Here is a 14,654-nt window from a genome sequence, read left to right on the forward strand (position 1 = left end):
ATGAAAATAACAATTACTCCTTGCATTTTATTTCTCTGGCTCTTTGCCGCGTCTTGTCACTTCGAGGAAAACAGGCGCTTAAAAGAAGCGCTGTCTTTAGCAGGTGACAATCGTTCCGAATTGGAAAAAATTTTGGCTCATTATGCCGATGATCCCGAGAAATCAAAAGCTGCCCGTTTTCTCGTTGAGAATATGCCGGGGCATTCGGGGGTGACTACTGCCGATATAAAAAAGTTGCAACCGTTTTATCTGCAACATGCAGCCATTTCTGAAAAGCATAACTGGGAACGGACCTCCGTTTGGGAAAAAGAAATCGATGAATGGTGGAAGATGCACAAGGGCGAGATTTTTTTTCCACGTATGCAGCAAGATATCCGGACAGTCAGAGCCGAATGGCTGATCAACGAGATCGACCGTTCATTCAAGGCGTGGAAAGAAAATGCCTATACCCGCGATATGGCATTGGACGATTTTTGTCGCTATATCTTGCCTTATCGCTTTATGGAACGGATTTGCATGGATAATTGCCGGGATGTTTTTTATAAACGGCATGCCGGTTGGTTCGGCGATAGAAAAAAAGATTTCCGGGATGTGACGGATTCCCTGAATCTGTTATATAAAGAAGTGATGCACAGCAATTGGGCTGCTGCTTCCATGCCGGTTTATGATGTCGCAACTTTTGAACAAATCAAACGAGGACTTTGCAGTGACAGGGCCTGGTTCAACTGCCTGTTGCTTTCTTCGTTAGGAATGGCTTCGTCCATCGATATGGTTCCGTCTTGGGGGAACCGTTCCGGCGGACATACTTGGAACAGTCTGGTCATTGACGGCGAGACCTACCCGTTTGAACCGTTTTGGGACGAAGACCGGTGGAAATATAAACGGATCTATAATAATGAGTGTTTCGATCTGTTGTGGGGCAAAAGCCGCCTGCCTAAAGTGTTCCGCCTGTCTTTTGAATGGAATTCAGACGGACCGTTGGAGGATCGAAAGGCGGATGGCAACGATGTGCCCGCTTTGTTCCGGACTCCATTCCTCCGGGATGTTTCCGACCAATATTTCAGGACAACGGATGTACATATTGAAATCACAGAAGAAAAACCGGAAGACGCTCGTTATTGCTATCTGTGCGTATTCGGCATACCGGATTGGATTCCCGTACAATGGGGGAAAATCGAGAGGGACGGAAGCGTCACATTCAAAAAAATGGGACGGGATATCGTGTATGCGCCGATGTTTTATGAGAATGGCAAACTTCTTCCTGCCGCTCCGGCTTTTTTGTTGAACCGCAAAGGGGAGTGCGAGGCGATCGGATGCAATGGGAAGAGGACGGAGATCAATATACACACTTACACCTCTTTCTTCGATGTGAAAGATGTATTGAAAATCAAACGGGATATTTCCGGAAGCATTTTGGTGGCAAGTAACGATCCGGAATTCGAAACGGCAGATACGCTGTATTGCATCACGGACAGTTTGGACGTATGGGAAAACGAATGGCATTTTCCGAATGCAAAAAAATACAGATATGTCCGTTTAATTCCGGCAAGAGATACGATCGCTTTATGTGAAATCTCGTTTTATGAGAAAGGATTCGAATTGCCGATCCGAGATATACGGATAGCAGTCGAAGGAGAAACGCTTGTCGAGGGAGAAACGCCTGATGCCCTTATCGACGGGTTTTCGGCTACGGGGTGGAAAGGGAAACTGAAAAAAGGAGAGTCGATTTTGTTCGATTTGGGAAAAGAGCGGGATATCGGCAAATGTTTCTTGGCTCCTTATACACCGCCTTATTTCCCTCCGGAACAAGATATCGAGCTTTGTTATTGGGATAACCGTTGGGTTGCTTTCGACACACGGGAAAATAACGGTTCGCTTCATCTGAAGTTTGACGGCGTACCTGAAGGCACATTGTACAGGACAAGAATTAAGGGGTACAAAGATCGTATTTTCATGTATAAAAATGGAGAAATCAGATGGTTTTAGCGAAGAAGATCATTGACTATATATTAAATGGTATTATAGCCATTACTGTTATTGGTTGTATGTGGGTTTTCTCCCAAGTCTTCCTCCTCGCCTCCTTCCGCATCCCCAGCGACTCGATGGAGCCTGAACTGGTCGAAGGGGACTTTGTGGCGGTCTGGAAACCGACGCTCGGCGCACGACTGTTTAACCTCAATGCGACACTGCGGCTGGAACAGACCGCAATACACCGCGTACCGGGATTTCGGAGAGTAAGGCGGGGCGATGTGCTGGTCTTCAACTTTTCGCACCCGAACGGCTGGGACAAGATCGAGATGCACATCCTGAAATATTACATCAAACGGTGCATCGGCTTGCCGGGCGACACGCTTTCCATCCGGGACGGAAGGTTCCGGATAAACGGCGTGAGTGAACCGCTCGGAAACCTCGACTCACAGGAGCGGATCGGGCAAACGCCACCGGAAGAATTCGCCGATGGCATTTACAAGGCATTCCCGTTCGACTCCGCTGTCGGCTGGAATATCCGGGATTTCGGACCGCTTTATATTCCTAAAGCCGGCGATCGGATCAAAATGGACCGCACCGGCTATGCTTTATACCGCAAGTTGATCGCATGGGAGCAAAAAACAGAAATAGAGTATAGGGATTCAACGGTCTGTCTGAATGGCAAACCGATACAGGAATACCGTTTCCAAAAAAACTATTACTTCATGGCCGGCGACAAAGGAAAAAATTCACAGGATTCCCGGTATTGGGGATTGTTACCGGAAGAATATATTGTCGGGAAAGCAGCCTTCATCTGGAAATCGGTCGATCCTTACACCGGACAGTTCCGATGGGAACGGTTCATGAAGAAAATCGAGTGAAAAACGGATAAGCATGAAAATAAAATACACTGGCATGGAACTCAAACTGCATAGGCATGGAATCCGAATTGCACTGGCATCCGTTTTCGGGGCGATGCTGACCGCCACGCCGCTCGTCGGCGACAGCGCATTGGCGAATGGCATCGTGATGGGAAAAGTGTTCTGGTTTCATCTCTCGATGGCCCTGATGGCAATCGGTACGATCGTAACAATAGGGTTCGGCAGGAAAAAGGGGATTTCATTCTCACTGCCGGACGGGCTGTTGCTCCTCTTTGCCGGGGTCACACTCGTGACGTATGACTGGCAGCTCGGTCCCGAACCCGAAAAACTGCTTTTCGGAGGGCAGTTGATCGTCTTATGGTTCCTGTTGCGCCATTTTCTTACGGAGGCTCCTTGCCTGAAGTTCTTTTTTTTGTTCATGCTGATGCTCACCGGACTGGTCGAAGCCGTTTGGGGAATGCAGCAATTGCATGGCCATGTCTATTCCCATCATTCTCTTTTCCGGCTGACGGGTTCTTTCTTTAATCCGGGTCCCTATTCCGGGTATCTGGCGGTCGTGCTGCCGGTTTGCCTGTGGACAGCGATGCGGTTTCAAAAGGGGATGCACTATTTCGGCTGGGTATGCGTAGGGGCCATCCTGGTTGTCTTGCCTGCCGGGATGAGCCGGTCGGCCTGGGTGGCGGCGGTTGTGGCTTGCGGGTGGGTGTATTGGGCGGAACGGATCGGATGGGAAAAGACGAAAGCCATATATAGTAGGTATAAGAATGTAGCGGTTCCATTCTTCGCAATTGTAATCCTATTGGCCGGTTGTGCTTTTGCCGGGCTATACGGTCTGAAACGGGATTCGGCGGACGGACGGTTGTTGATGTGGAAAGTGACGGGAAAAGCGATAGCCGGACATCCGGTTACGGGAACAGGTCTGGGAGGGTTTCCGGAGGCGTATGCTGAAATGCAGGGGCAATATTTCGGGACGGAGGAGGCGACCGATAAAGAGAAACGGGTAGCCGGATGCCCCGAATATGCATTCAATGAATATTTGCAGATCGGGCTGGAACAAGGGATCGGGGGATGGATCGTATTCGTGTCGTGGCTGGGGAGCATGATGTACTATGGAATCCGGAACAGGCAGCATGGAGCGGTCGGAGGTGTGTTGGCACTGGTAGTGTTTGCAATGTCGTCCTATCCGTTGCAGTTGCCGTCGTTTTGGGTGGCGCTGATGTTTTTGGGGGCGGTATGCGTAACGGAAGAGGGGACGCAGAGGGCACGGATTTTCGCAGAGAAGTTGTTGACCGGTTTGCTGGCATTGACGGCTGTAGGTCTGTTTGTCGGGCAGAAAGGGAACTATGAGGCTTATCGGAGGTGGGGACGGATGCAGATGCTTTATAACAATAAGGCGTATGAATCGGTTGCGGAAGATTACCACAGCTTGCATGACAAGTTGAAGCATAAACCGGAATTTTTGTTCGAAGAGGCGCAATGCCTCAGTAAAACGGAGCAATACACGGAAGCGATACAGGTTTTGGAACGGGCGAAGCGGCTGAGCGGAGATCCGATGATCCGGTATATGATCGCCAAAAACCGGCAGGCACTCGGTGACTACCGGGAAGCGGAAAGGGAACTGCTTCAGGCCATCGAAATACTTCCGGAACGGTTGTATCCTTACTATCTGTTAGCCAAACTATATGCAGAGCCAGAGTTCTATCAGGAGGATAAATTCCGGGCTGCCGCCGGTGCCGTACTGACCAAAGAACCGAAGGTCGAAAGCACCGCTGTCAGAGAAATGAGAACGGAAATAAAAAAGATGGTAGAGAAAGGAGATGTTGATTGAATGTCGTATTTGTGGCTGAAAGAGCCTTGATGTAAATAAAGTTTTTCTTGCAACTCTTTGTTTATTAAAAAAAAGCCTCTATCTTTGCAGCCCAAATTGGTATGAGAATAAGATAATAATAAATAATATACAGAAAGATGAAAAGAACATTTCAACCTTCCAACCGGAAAAGAAAGAACAAGCATGGCTTCCGTTCAAGAATGGCTACAGCTAATGGCCGCAGAGTATTAGCTTCTCGTCGTGCTAAAGGAAGAGCTAAATTAACAGTTTCTGACGAATACAACGGATAATTCTTTCCGTTAGAAGATTTTTTCATAAAGAAAGTAGAGGTTTTTACTAAAAAGCCTTTACTTTCTTTGTTTTAACGGCTTTGTTTTCTACTTTTGATCCGCCTACAAATACAAGATAGAAATGAAAGACTTTTTGGTTAAACTGATAAAAAATCCGTACGTCTTAAATTTGTTGCTGGCTGTGGTCGTGGCATGTGCTTTGGTGTTCGGAACACTGAAGTGGCTCGACTCGTACACTCGGCATAACGAGGCTGTGGTAGTGCCGGATGTCAAAGGATTAGGATTGGAAGAAGCCGCTGAATTTTTCAAGAATAGTAATCTACGCTATAACGTGATCGACTCCGTCTTTTCGAAAGACGTGAAGCCCGGTGCGATTGTCGAATTGGTCCCGATGGCCGGTTCGAAGGTGAAGGAAGGACGTATCGTGTTTGTCACCGTAAATGCGCTCACTTCGCAGATGGCGACAATCCCGGAAGTGGAAGATCTCTCGTTCCGGCAGGCTTACGCCATTCTACGTGCCCGCGGTTTCGAGAAAATCGAGATCGAATATGTCCCCGGAGATTTTAAAGATCTGGCTATTGGTGTCGAGCTGCATGGGCGTGTCTTGCAGAAAGGCGAACATGTCCCACTTGTCGCTCCTTTGGTCTTGAAGGTCAGCAGTGGCGATGCAGAAATGCCGGCAGACTCGCTCGGACTTCCGAATGACAGCGTACCGGTCGAATCGTTGGATAGTGAAGAAGAAAACTGGTTTTAACTATGGATGAGTTTTTGGACGAAATGGATGATGAGCAGGTAGATGACCTGTTGCAACCGGAAGAGGGCGAAGATAAGACTCCTCAACTGTATGAACACTTCCGCTTCGTTGCCGATCGCGGACAGTCGTTGTTGCGTGTGGATAAATTCCTGGTCGACCGGATGTTCGGTGCTACCCGCAATCGGATACAGTCGGCAGCAGATGCCGGTTGCATTATGGCGAACGGCAAACCTGTGAAAAGCAATTACCGGGTGAAACCGGAGGATGTCGTGACAATCATGATGACACGGCCTCCGCGAACTTTCGAGATTCTCCCTGAAAATATTCCTATAAAAATCGTGTACGAAGATGATGATTTGCTGGTGGTCGATAAACCGGCAGGGTTGGTCGTGCATCCCGGACACGGAAACTATACCGGAACGTTGGTGAATGCTCTTGCCTGGTATTTGAAAGACGATCCTACCTACGATCCCAATGATCCCGCTTTGGGACTTGTTCATCGTATCGATAAAGATACGTCCGGCTTGTTGGTTGTCGCCAAAAAGCCGGAAGCGAAGGCGAACCTTAGTATGCAATTTTTCCATAAAACGACCAAGCGCGAATATCGGGCGCTCGTGTGGGGCATCGTACGCGATGACGAAGGACGGATCGAAGGCAATATCGGCCGTAATCCGCGTGACCGTATGCAGATGACGGTTTTCCCGGAAGGGGATCAGGGGAAGACGGCGGTCACCCACTATTCCGTCCTGGAGCGTCTGGGCTATGTCACATTGGTGAAATGCCGCCTCGAGACCGGACGTACGCATCAGATACGTGTCCATATGAAATATATCGGGCATACGCTGTTCAACGATGAACGCTATGGTGGAAACGAGATCCTGAAAGGAACAACCTCTTCTAAATATAAACAGTTTGTCGATAACTGTTTCGCCATTTGTCCGCGGCAGGCGCTCCATGCCAAAACGCTGGGCTTCGTTCATCCGTCTACAGGCGAGGAAATGTTTTTTGATTCCGAAATACCTGCAGACATGACTGCGTTGATCGATAAATGGCGTGTATATGCAACTACTAAAGAACTATAGATGATGAAAAGGAACATTGCTATTGTTGCCGGAGGCGATTCCTCCGAAATCGTTATTTCATTAAAAAGTGCGGAAGGAATCTTCTCTTTTCTTGATAAAGATAAATATAATGTATATATTGCCATCATAAAAAGAGATGAATGGGCGGTAAAACTTCCCGGCGGGGAACACACACCAATAGATAAGAATGATTTTAGTTTCCGTGAGAATGGCGAGGTCAGACATTTTGATTTTGCCTATATTACGATCCACGGTACTCCGGGAGAAGACGGACGTCTGCAAGGATATTTCGATATGATCGGAATGCCGTATTCCTCTTGTGGAATGTTTGTAAGCGCACTTACATTCAACAAGTTTGCTTGCAATCATTATCTGAAAGGATTCGGTGTCGACATCGCCTGCTCCATACATTTGTTTAAAGGACAGACTGTGACAGATGAAGAAGTGGTCAGCCGTCTGGGGCTTCCGGTATTTGTGAAGCCGAACGACGGTGGCAGTAGCTTCGGGGTGACGAAAGTGAAAGAGGCTTCGGCTATCCAGCCGGCGATCGCCAAAGCTTTCAGCGAAGGCAGGGAAGTGGTCATAGAAAGTTTTATCGATGGGACGGAGGTGACATGTGGTTGCTATAAGACTGCTGATAAGGAGGTGGTATTCCCGCTCACCGAAGTCGTTACGGATAACGAGTTCTTCGATTTCGATGCCAAGTATAACGGACAGGTACAGGAAATTACGCCCGCCCGTGTTTCTGCCGAACTGACGGAAAAGGTGCAACGCGAGACTTCGAGGATTTACGACATATTGGGGGCGAAAGGTTTGATCCGTGTGGATTATATCATCCCGGCGGGCGGCGAGCCGAAATTGCTCGAAGTCAATACGACTCCCGGTATGACAGCAACCAGTTTTATCCCGCAGCAGGTGCGGGCAGCCGGTCTGGAGATGAAAGATGTAATGACAGATATTATAGAAAACGAGTTTAACTAATTGACAATGAATAATTGATGATTGACAATTATGAGAGAAACGAATTGTCGATTGCCAATTGTCAATTATTCATTGTCAATTGTCAATTATAAAGATATGGAAGTTCCTATTAATGATTTTGACGATATCCGTCCGCTGAATAACGACGAGGTGAAAGATGCGATCGAATCGCTGATTGCCAACGAAGATTTTGAGCGGGCCTTTCGGTATATAAAGCCGGATGTGGATTGGAAAGAGTTTTCAGAAACCATGCGTTCCTTCAAGACTAAGGAGGATTTCAAGGCGAAGTTGGCGTATGAAGCGGTAATGATGGTGGCAAATAAAACTACCTTCTCACTGACGATTTCCGGTCGCAGCCGTTTGCCGAAAGACAAAAAACCTTGTACCTTTATTTCTAATCACCGCGACATTGTACTGGATGCCTCTTTCTTGAACATCATGCTGTATGATGTAGGCTATGGAATGACGCAGGTAGCTATTGGTAATAACCTGCTGATCCGTCCGTGGATCGAAACGTTGGTCCGTTTGAACAATAGCTTTATTGTGAAACGCAATGTTCCGGTGCGCCAGATGTTGGAAGTAAGTAAAGTCCTTTCCACTTATATCCGCCATACGATTACGGAGACGAAAGAGTCCATCTGGATCGCGCAGCGTGAAGGTCGTGCCAAGGATTCGGACGACCGTACCCAGGGCAGTATCCTGAAGATGCTGAACATGAGCGGAGATAAGGATATTTTGTCTAACTTGATGGAACTGAATATTTTCCCGGTTGCGATCTCTTATGAGTTCGATCCTTGCGATTTCTTAAAAGCAAAAGAATTCCAGCAGAAACGTGATGATCCGGACTTTGTGAAGAGCCAGCGTGACGACCTATTGAGCATGGAGACCGGTATCCTGAATAACAAGGGACGTGTCCACTTCACCCTTACGTCCCCGATTAACGATCAACTGGCAAAACTGGACCCGAATATGGAGAAGAACGAGTTGATCGCCGCTATTGCTTCTATTATCGATAAGGAGATTTATAAACACTACCGTTTCTATCCTTGCAACTATGTTGCATACGATTTGCTGACAGGCACACGCCGTTTCAGCGAACACTACGGACTGAAAGATAAAAAGCAGTTCGAAGATTATCTGCAAGGGCAATTGGACAAGATCGTATTACCGAATAAGGATGAGGCATTTCTGCGCACGAAAATCTTGGAGATGTATACGAATCCACTGAAAAATTTCCTGGCCAATCAGGAATAAAATCACATCCGTATTTACAGATTAGGGAGTGTGCCAAATTGATATTACCGGACGCGGATGACGCAGACAACGCAGACGGACGCAGATTTATTTTGCTGATAATTAATAATATCTGCGTTCATCTGTGTTGTCTGCGCCCCATGAATACCGATATTTGACACGCCCTCTTATTTATTCTCTTTCGCATAATTTGACGGGCTCATGCCGAACTGTTTGATGAAAGCGGACCAAAAATAAGACTGGGAACTGAAACCTGTCGCTTCCGAAATTTCATATATCTTCATATTCCCTTGTATCAATAACTCGGCAGCCTTTTTCAGGCGGCTTATCTTGATCAGTTCATTAGGAGTCAAGTTGGAAATCGCACGGATCTTCCGGTACAGGGTGGGACGGCTCAGGTGCATCAGGTCTGCGATCATGTTTACATCTAAAGCCGGATTGCCGATATGCTCGTTGATGATCTCGTTCAGCTTTTCCAGAAAACTTTCGTCCGCTTTGGTATAGGCCATCGATTTCATGTTCGCTATCGGAGAGTTGAAATAGAATTTGCGTATATTGTCGCGGTTGGAGATCAGGTTGGAAATCTGTGCCATCAACAGATTGGTGGAGAAGGGTTTGTCTAAGTAAGCGTCGGCTCCTAACTCCAGGCCTTCCAGGCGTGACTGCATGGTGTTTTTGGCTGTCAGCAGGATGACTGGGATATGGCTGAATTCGATCTCCGTCTTCACCTTTTTCAAAAGGGAGAAGCCATCCATGACAGGCATCATCACGTCGCTGATGATTAGCTGGAAGCTACGTTCCCTTAACAATGCGATTGCTTCGGCTCCGTTTCCGGCTATCTCTACATTATATGACAGGTTGACTTCGTCGGCGATAAAAATGGCCATTTCCTTGTTGTCCTCGACAATCAGGATCGTCGGGCGCGATTCGTCGTGGATGAACTCTGTTTTCTGAGGTACGGCTTGTGCTGTTGCTTCCTCTTCTGTTTGCTTGATGGATTCGGGGAGCTTGACGGGTAAAGTCAGACGGAACATTGTCATGGACGGACTGTCGGTGAAAGTCTCTAATTTCAGACCACCGTGATGCATCTCTGCCAGTGAACGTGCCAAGGGTAAGCCGAGTCCTGTCCCCGGTTTGCCGACGGCGTCTCCTTCCATCCGGTAGAAGGGTTCGAATATCTTTTCCCTTAATTCAAAAGGGATAGGAGTGCCGTCGTTGATAAAATCGATCGTGAATGTCTCATAATCGGGAGAAAGTTGCAGGCGTACGATGATGCTGCTGGACGCGTATTTGATAGCGTTCGTAAACAGATTGCTGAATATCTTCGTGATAGCTTCTTTATCCACGAACACGTACAATTCCGGTAACGACAAGTCGAGATTCAGCAATAGGTTGTGTGCTGTTGCCGATTCCTGGAATCGTTTGGCCGTATCGTTCAAGAGCGAGACGACCTCTGTCCGGACGAAACTGAGGCGGTATCCTTCTATCTCTGTTTTGCGGAAGTCCAGCAACTGGTTGACCAGCGACAGGAGGCGGGAAACGTTTTTATCCATCAATGTAAGTGACTTATTCTCTTTTTCCCCGATCTTGTCGGATTTCAATAGGCGTTCGAGCGGGTTCTTGATCAAGGTGAGCGGCGTCCGGATCTCGTGGGCGATGTTGATGAAGAAATCGATCTTGGCCTGATACAGTTCCTTCTCTTTCTGGTCTTCGAACAATTGCATGTTGTAGGCCATTGCCCGTTTAGTTTTCTGGCGCCAGGACCAGAAAGAGCCGGCAGTGATAGTGAGAATGACGACTATATAGGAGGCATATGCTGTGTCTGATGCCCACCAGGGTGGCAAAACGGTGATGTTCAACCGTGTCGGGGTGTCGCTCCAGTTGTTTGACAGGTTGGCGGCCCGTACCTCGAAGGTGTAATCACCTGGATGTAGTTCTGCGAAATAGACCGTGTTACGTTCTCCGATTGGAATCCATTCCTTATCCATATTCCCCATCCTGTATGAATACTGGACAGATCTGGGGGCGATGAAGTTGAGCGCGGAAAAGTTGATGCTGAATGTGGATTGCTTGTAAGTTAGTGTGATTTTCTTCGTCTCCGATTCGGCAGAACAGTTAATGATGCGTTTCTCGCCGGCCTCGTTCTGGATTTCGAGGCTTCCCAAGTGGACGTTCATTTTCTCGGCTGCCGGAATTACTTCGGAGGGTGTGAAATGGATAAAGCCTTTAACCGAGCCGAAAAAGAAAGTTCCTTCGTTGTCTTTGAAGGCGGAGTTGTCGTTGAACTGACGGGTGATAAGCCCGTGAGATTCCGTGTAGGTCGTGATCTTGCCCGTTTCGGTTTCCAGGCTGACCAGCCCGTTGGCCGTGCTGATCCATAAGTTTTCGTTCTCGTCGGGCAGGATGCGGAAGGCAACATTGCTCGGCATGCCGTTCTTTACGGTGTAATGCAGGGATTCACCGGTCTGGAAGTCATATTTGATAACCCCTTCTACGGTGGCGAACCACATATTGCCGTCTTTGTCCTCGCAAGCGTCGTTGACAAAATTATGGCGTTGGGTGTTCAGCTTGTCGTACGGCAGATACATGCCGGTATTGCTGATCGGATTATAATAAAAACTTCGGTTGAACATACCGGTCCAGATTCTTCCTAAACGATCTTCGTAGATGCAGTTCACCGCGAAAGGTGGAAATTGCGGAGCATATAGGAAACGGTCGTTCAAAAAGTCATATTTGTAGATACCGTCGTCGGTCCCGACATAGACTTGTCCCTCTTGCAATACTTTGATGCAGCGGACGGTGCTATTCTTGACAGTCAGAGAATCTTTCAGCAGGTTATAATGCTTGATCACCTTCCTCGTTTTGATATCCATCAGGTCGATGCCATGGATGACGTGACCGATCCAGAGCCGGTCGCCTGATGCGGCCAAGCCCCGGATATTAGTGTGCGACAACCCGTTTTCCCCTGGAACTGGCTGGTAGTTGGTGAATGTTCCGGTTTTCTTTTCCAGGCAGTTGATGCCCGCATCTTCCGTCCCGACCCATATATTGCCGTATGCATCGGTACAGATATCACGGATCACTTCCCCTTTCATCGAATGCTGCCCATCCCAGGGATAATGTACATGGAAAGGGCGGAAAGGGGAATAGTAGTTGAGGCCGTTCTGGTGGAAACAAATCCAGATACCGTTCTCCCGGTCCCGACAGAATGCAGAGATGAAATGGCTCGATAAGGCATACGGGTCCAACGGGTCCTGACGGATACGGGTGCACTCGCCGGTGTTGATCTTATAGATAAATAACCCGGAGTCTGTCCCGATCCATAGTTCATCCTTGTCTTTTTCGAGGAAGCTGTTGATCAGGATCGTAAGCTGGTTGATCTTTTGAATGTTCAGATCCTGGTAATTGCGTGTAGCCGGGTCGAATATCTTCACGTCATCATGCTCGAAAGCGATGTAAATGCGGTCGGTCGTAGGAGAGGGATATAACATAGAGAGTTTCCGTGGCGTGTTTGGGGATGAATGAGCGAATACATCATAGGATTCCGCCGTCCCATCTTCCGGATTCAGCAATGAGATCAGACCGTCCGAACTCCCGATCCAGATACTACCTTCGCGAGTAATGCAGAAAGTGGTGTAGCTCTGGTTGTTTTCCGGAGCAAAGATGCGGAACTGGTTATCCTCTGTATTGAATTGGATCAGATTGCCGTCCATTAGTATCCATAGTTTATTATCTTGATCGAACTGGAAAATGTCGATCCCCTTATCTGCAGTGAAAGGAATATGCCGGAATGATTCCTTTTCATCGTCATACTGATATAATCCCGAAAGCGTCCCGACCCACAAGTCGCCGTTCGTGTCGCAACCCAGGCATGTGATCCAGTTGCTTCCCAATGTCTCGGTTTCGTCGGGGTCGTTACGGAACACTTTGAACGTATATCCGTCGAAGCGGTTCAGGCCGTCGCGTGTCCCGATCCAGATATATCCTTTCCTGTCCTGCACGCAGCAAGTGGCCATGTTGTCGCTGAGTCCGTTTTCGACCTGATAATGGCGGAAAAGATAGTTGCTGTCGTCTGCATATGTCCGGGTGAGACAAAATATGAATAGGATGGATAAGATTAACTTCAGATGTTTCATATATGACTTCGCTATTATGGGCGAAAGATACTGAAAAATGCATTATGGATTTCCTTTTATTGTATCATGGATTTCATAAATCATCTCAATAAGGGTGATAATGGCAGAGAATGAGATGAATACGGAAAAGATTGCAACAAGGTCAAACAAACCGACTGTAGGGAATCAATACATTTGTACCAATTGTGAAACACAGGTAATAAAAACCTTTTATTCTAATTATTATATGAATACTCTTACTACAAAACAAGGAATCGGAACGAAAGTTCAACTCTGCACCATGATGTTTATGCAGTATATGCTGAGTGCAGTCTGGTGGGTTCCTTTAGCCGCTTATCTTTCCCATACGCTTAAATTGGAAGTGTATCAGGTTTCATTGGTGTTGAGTGCGATGGCTATCGGTGCGATGGCATCCTCTTTTATCGGTGCGATTGCCGACCGTTATTTTGCCGCCGAGAAGATCTTGGCAGTATTGAATATACTGACGGGTGTCTTTTTGCTCCTGGCAGCCCAGCAGATCTCGTTTGCCCCGCTTATGACATGTGTCGTGTTGGCGATGCTTTGTCATATGCCGACACAGAGCCTGACCAGTACGATCGCTATGAGTCACACGCCGTCGGAACAGTTCCCGCGTATCCGTATGTTCGGATCGGTGGGATGGGTTGCTTCGGGTATCTTCAGCGTGATCGCCCTTCATGTGATGCATTTGTCCGCTTTTGACGATACGAATTTGCCGATGTATTGCGGCGGCGCCATTTGTTTTGTGGCTGCGCTTCTGAACCTGCGGCTGCCGCATACCCCGCCTTCGGTTGATAAGAGGGCCGGCATCTCGGTGATGGATATAACCGGGTTCAGCGCTTTCTCCCTGATGAAGGATAAGAATTACCGGGCTTTTATGATCCTGACGTTTCTGGCTATCATTCCGTTCAACTTGTATCATGTATATGGTTCGATGATTCTCGCCGACGAACATGTACAAAATATAACGGTGACATTGAACCTCGGACAGCTGGCTGAAATGTTTTTCTTGGTCATCACCACTTCTATACTGATAAAGTCCGGGATCAAGAATACCCTGATCTTCGGTATGATCGCCCTCGTGGTTCGGTATGCTTCGTTCTATATCGGTGCGGAAACCGGCTTGCAATGGTTCTATTATATCGGGATTATCGTACACGGATTGATCTTCGGTCTCTTCTTTGTCGGTGGCCAGGTCTATACGGACAATGTGGCACCAAAAGAAATGAAAGCACAGGCACAGGGCCTGCTTTTCTTCCTGGTATGGGGTATCGGCTTCTTGATCGGGACACTTTGGAACGGGTGGCTGATCGGTCTTTTCCGTGACGGGGATAAATGTGACTGGCCTATTGTCTTTGCTATCTCGACCGTGTTCTCGTTCATATTATTGATCCTTTTTGTCTTCTTATTCAAACCGGTAGCATTAAAGACTGATAAATAACATAAATACAGTAATAAACCA

The 14,654-nt window shown here is 47.6% G+C and carries 10 protein-coding genes; 9 read left to right on the forward strand and 1 reads right to left on the reverse strand.

Features of this window, described 5'->3' with window-relative positions; translation table 11 throughout:
* From NQ564_RS17195 to NQ564_RS17230, 8 genes are all read left to right on the forward strand, one after another.
* Positions 1 to 1,986 (forward strand): hypothetical protein, encoded by a 1,986-nt coding sequence (locus NQ564_RS17195; protein ID WP_008153203.1) that lies wholly within the window; start codon positions 1 to 3, stop codon positions 1,984 to 1,986.
* On the forward strand, positions 1,977 to 2,849 hold the full coding sequence (lepB, locus tag NQ564_RS17200) for a signal peptidase I (RefSeq protein ID WP_008153201.1): 873 nt from the start codon (positions 1,977 to 1,979) through the stop codon (positions 2,847 to 2,849). The genes NQ564_RS17195 and lepB overlap by 10 nt, the downstream gene beginning before the upstream one ends.
* A 13-nt stretch (positions 2,850 to 2,862) precedes the next feature.
* Positions 2,863 to 4,677, forward strand: coding sequence for an O-antigen ligase family protein (locus NQ564_RS17205; protein ID WP_129650292.1), 1,815 nt, complete (start codon positions 2,863 to 2,865; stop codon positions 4,675 to 4,677).
* Positions 4,678 to 4,814: 137 nt separating this feature from the next.
* Positions 4,815 to 4,967 carry a 50S ribosomal protein L34 gene (gene rpmH / locus NQ564_RS17210; RefSeq protein ID WP_005633099.1) on the forward strand — a complete coding sequence of 51 codons (153 nt, stop codon included), beginning with the start codon at positions 4,815 to 4,817 and terminating at the stop codon, positions 4,965 to 4,967.
* A gap of 121 nt (positions 4,968 to 5,088) precedes the next feature.
* Positions 5,089 to 5,721: a PASTA domain-containing protein gene (locus NQ564_RS17215; protein WP_008153186.1), complete on the forward strand. Its 633-nt coding sequence runs from the start codon at positions 5,089 to 5,091 to the stop codon at positions 5,719 to 5,721.
* A 2-nt stretch (positions 5,722 to 5,723) separates the two neighbouring features.
* On the forward strand, positions 5,724 to 6,803 hold the full coding sequence (locus NQ564_RS17220; protein WP_008153184.1) for an RluA family pseudouridine synthase: 1,080 nt from the start codon (positions 5,724 to 5,726) through the stop codon (positions 6,801 to 6,803).
* 3 nt (positions 6,804 to 6,806) lie between these two features.
* Positions 6,807 to 7,784: a D-alanine--D-alanine ligase gene (locus tag NQ564_RS17225; RefSeq protein ID WP_008153978.1), complete on the forward strand. Its 978-nt coding sequence runs from the start codon at positions 6,807 to 6,809 to the stop codon at positions 7,782 to 7,784.
* Between the two features lie 96 nt (positions 7,785 to 7,880).
* Complete coding sequence (locus tag NQ564_RS17230; protein ID WP_008153181.1) at positions 7,881 to 9,038, forward strand: 1-acyl-sn-glycerol-3-phosphate acyltransferase; 1,158 nt, start codon at positions 7,881 to 7,883, stop codon at positions 9,036 to 9,038.
* Between the two features lie 167 nt (positions 9,039 to 9,205).
* Here NQ564_RS17230 and NQ564_RS17235 read toward each other — a convergent pair whose 3' ends face one another.
* Complete coding sequence (locus tag NQ564_RS17235) at positions 9,206 to 13,174, reverse strand: hybrid sensor histidine kinase/response regulator transcription factor (protein WP_008153179.1); 3,969 nt, start codon at positions 13,172 to 13,174, stop codon at positions 9,206 to 9,208.
* Positions 13,175 to 13,400: 226 nt separating this feature from the next.
* On the opposite strand from NQ564_RS17235, the gene NQ564_RS17240 reads away from it, so the two are divergent.
* Positions 13,401 to 14,633 (forward strand): MFS transporter, encoded by a 1,233-nt coding sequence (locus NQ564_RS17240; protein WP_039848462.1) that lies wholly within the window; start codon positions 13,401 to 13,403, stop codon positions 14,631 to 14,633.
* Positions 14,634 to 14,654 lie beyond the last annotated feature (21 nt).

The sequence above is a fragment of the Parabacteroides johnsonii DSM 18315 genome, from assembly GCF_025151045.1.
Classification (GTDB): domain Bacteria; phylum Bacteroidota; class Bacteroidia; order Bacteroidales; family Tannerellaceae; genus Parabacteroides; species Parabacteroides johnsonii.

Bases quoted from the DNA above. Each gene is read 5' to 3' on its own strand.
- lepB (WP_008153201.1), top strand. From the start codon at position 1,977: ATGGTTTTAGCGAAGAAGATCATTGACTATATATTAAATGGTATTATA.
- NQ564_RS17240 (WP_039848462.1), top strand. From the start codon at position 13,401: ATGAATACTCTTACTACAAAACAAGGAATCGGAACGAAAGTTCAACTC.
- rpmH (WP_005633099.1), top strand. From the start codon at position 4,815: ATGAAAAGAACATTTCAACCTTCCAACCGGAAAAGAAAGAACAAGCAT.
- NQ564_RS17220 (WP_008153184.1), top strand. From the start codon at position 5,724: ATGGATGAGTTTTTGGACGAAATGGATGATGAGCAGGTAGATGACCTG.
- NQ564_RS17235 (WP_008153179.1), bottom strand. From the start codon at position 13,174: ATGAAACATCTGAAGTTAATCTTATCCATCCTATTCATATTTTGTCTC.
- NQ564_RS17230 (WP_008153181.1), top strand. From the start codon at position 7,881: ATGGAAGTTCCTATTAATGATTTTGACGATATCCGTCCGCTGAATAAC.
- NQ564_RS17205 (WP_129650292.1), top strand. From the start codon at position 2,863: ATGAAAATAAAATACACTGGCATGGAACTCAAACTGCATAGGCATGGA.
- NQ564_RS17225 (WP_008153978.1), top strand. From the start codon at position 6,807: ATGAAAAGGAACATTGCTATTGTTGCCGGAGGCGATTCCTCCGAAATC.
- NQ564_RS17215 (WP_008153186.1), top strand. From the start codon at position 5,089: ATGAAAGACTTTTTGGTTAAACTGATAAAAAATCCGTACGTCTTAAAT.
- NQ564_RS17195 (WP_008153203.1), top strand. From the start codon at position 1: ATGAAAATAACAATTACTCCTTGCATTTTATTTCTCTGGCTCTTTGCC.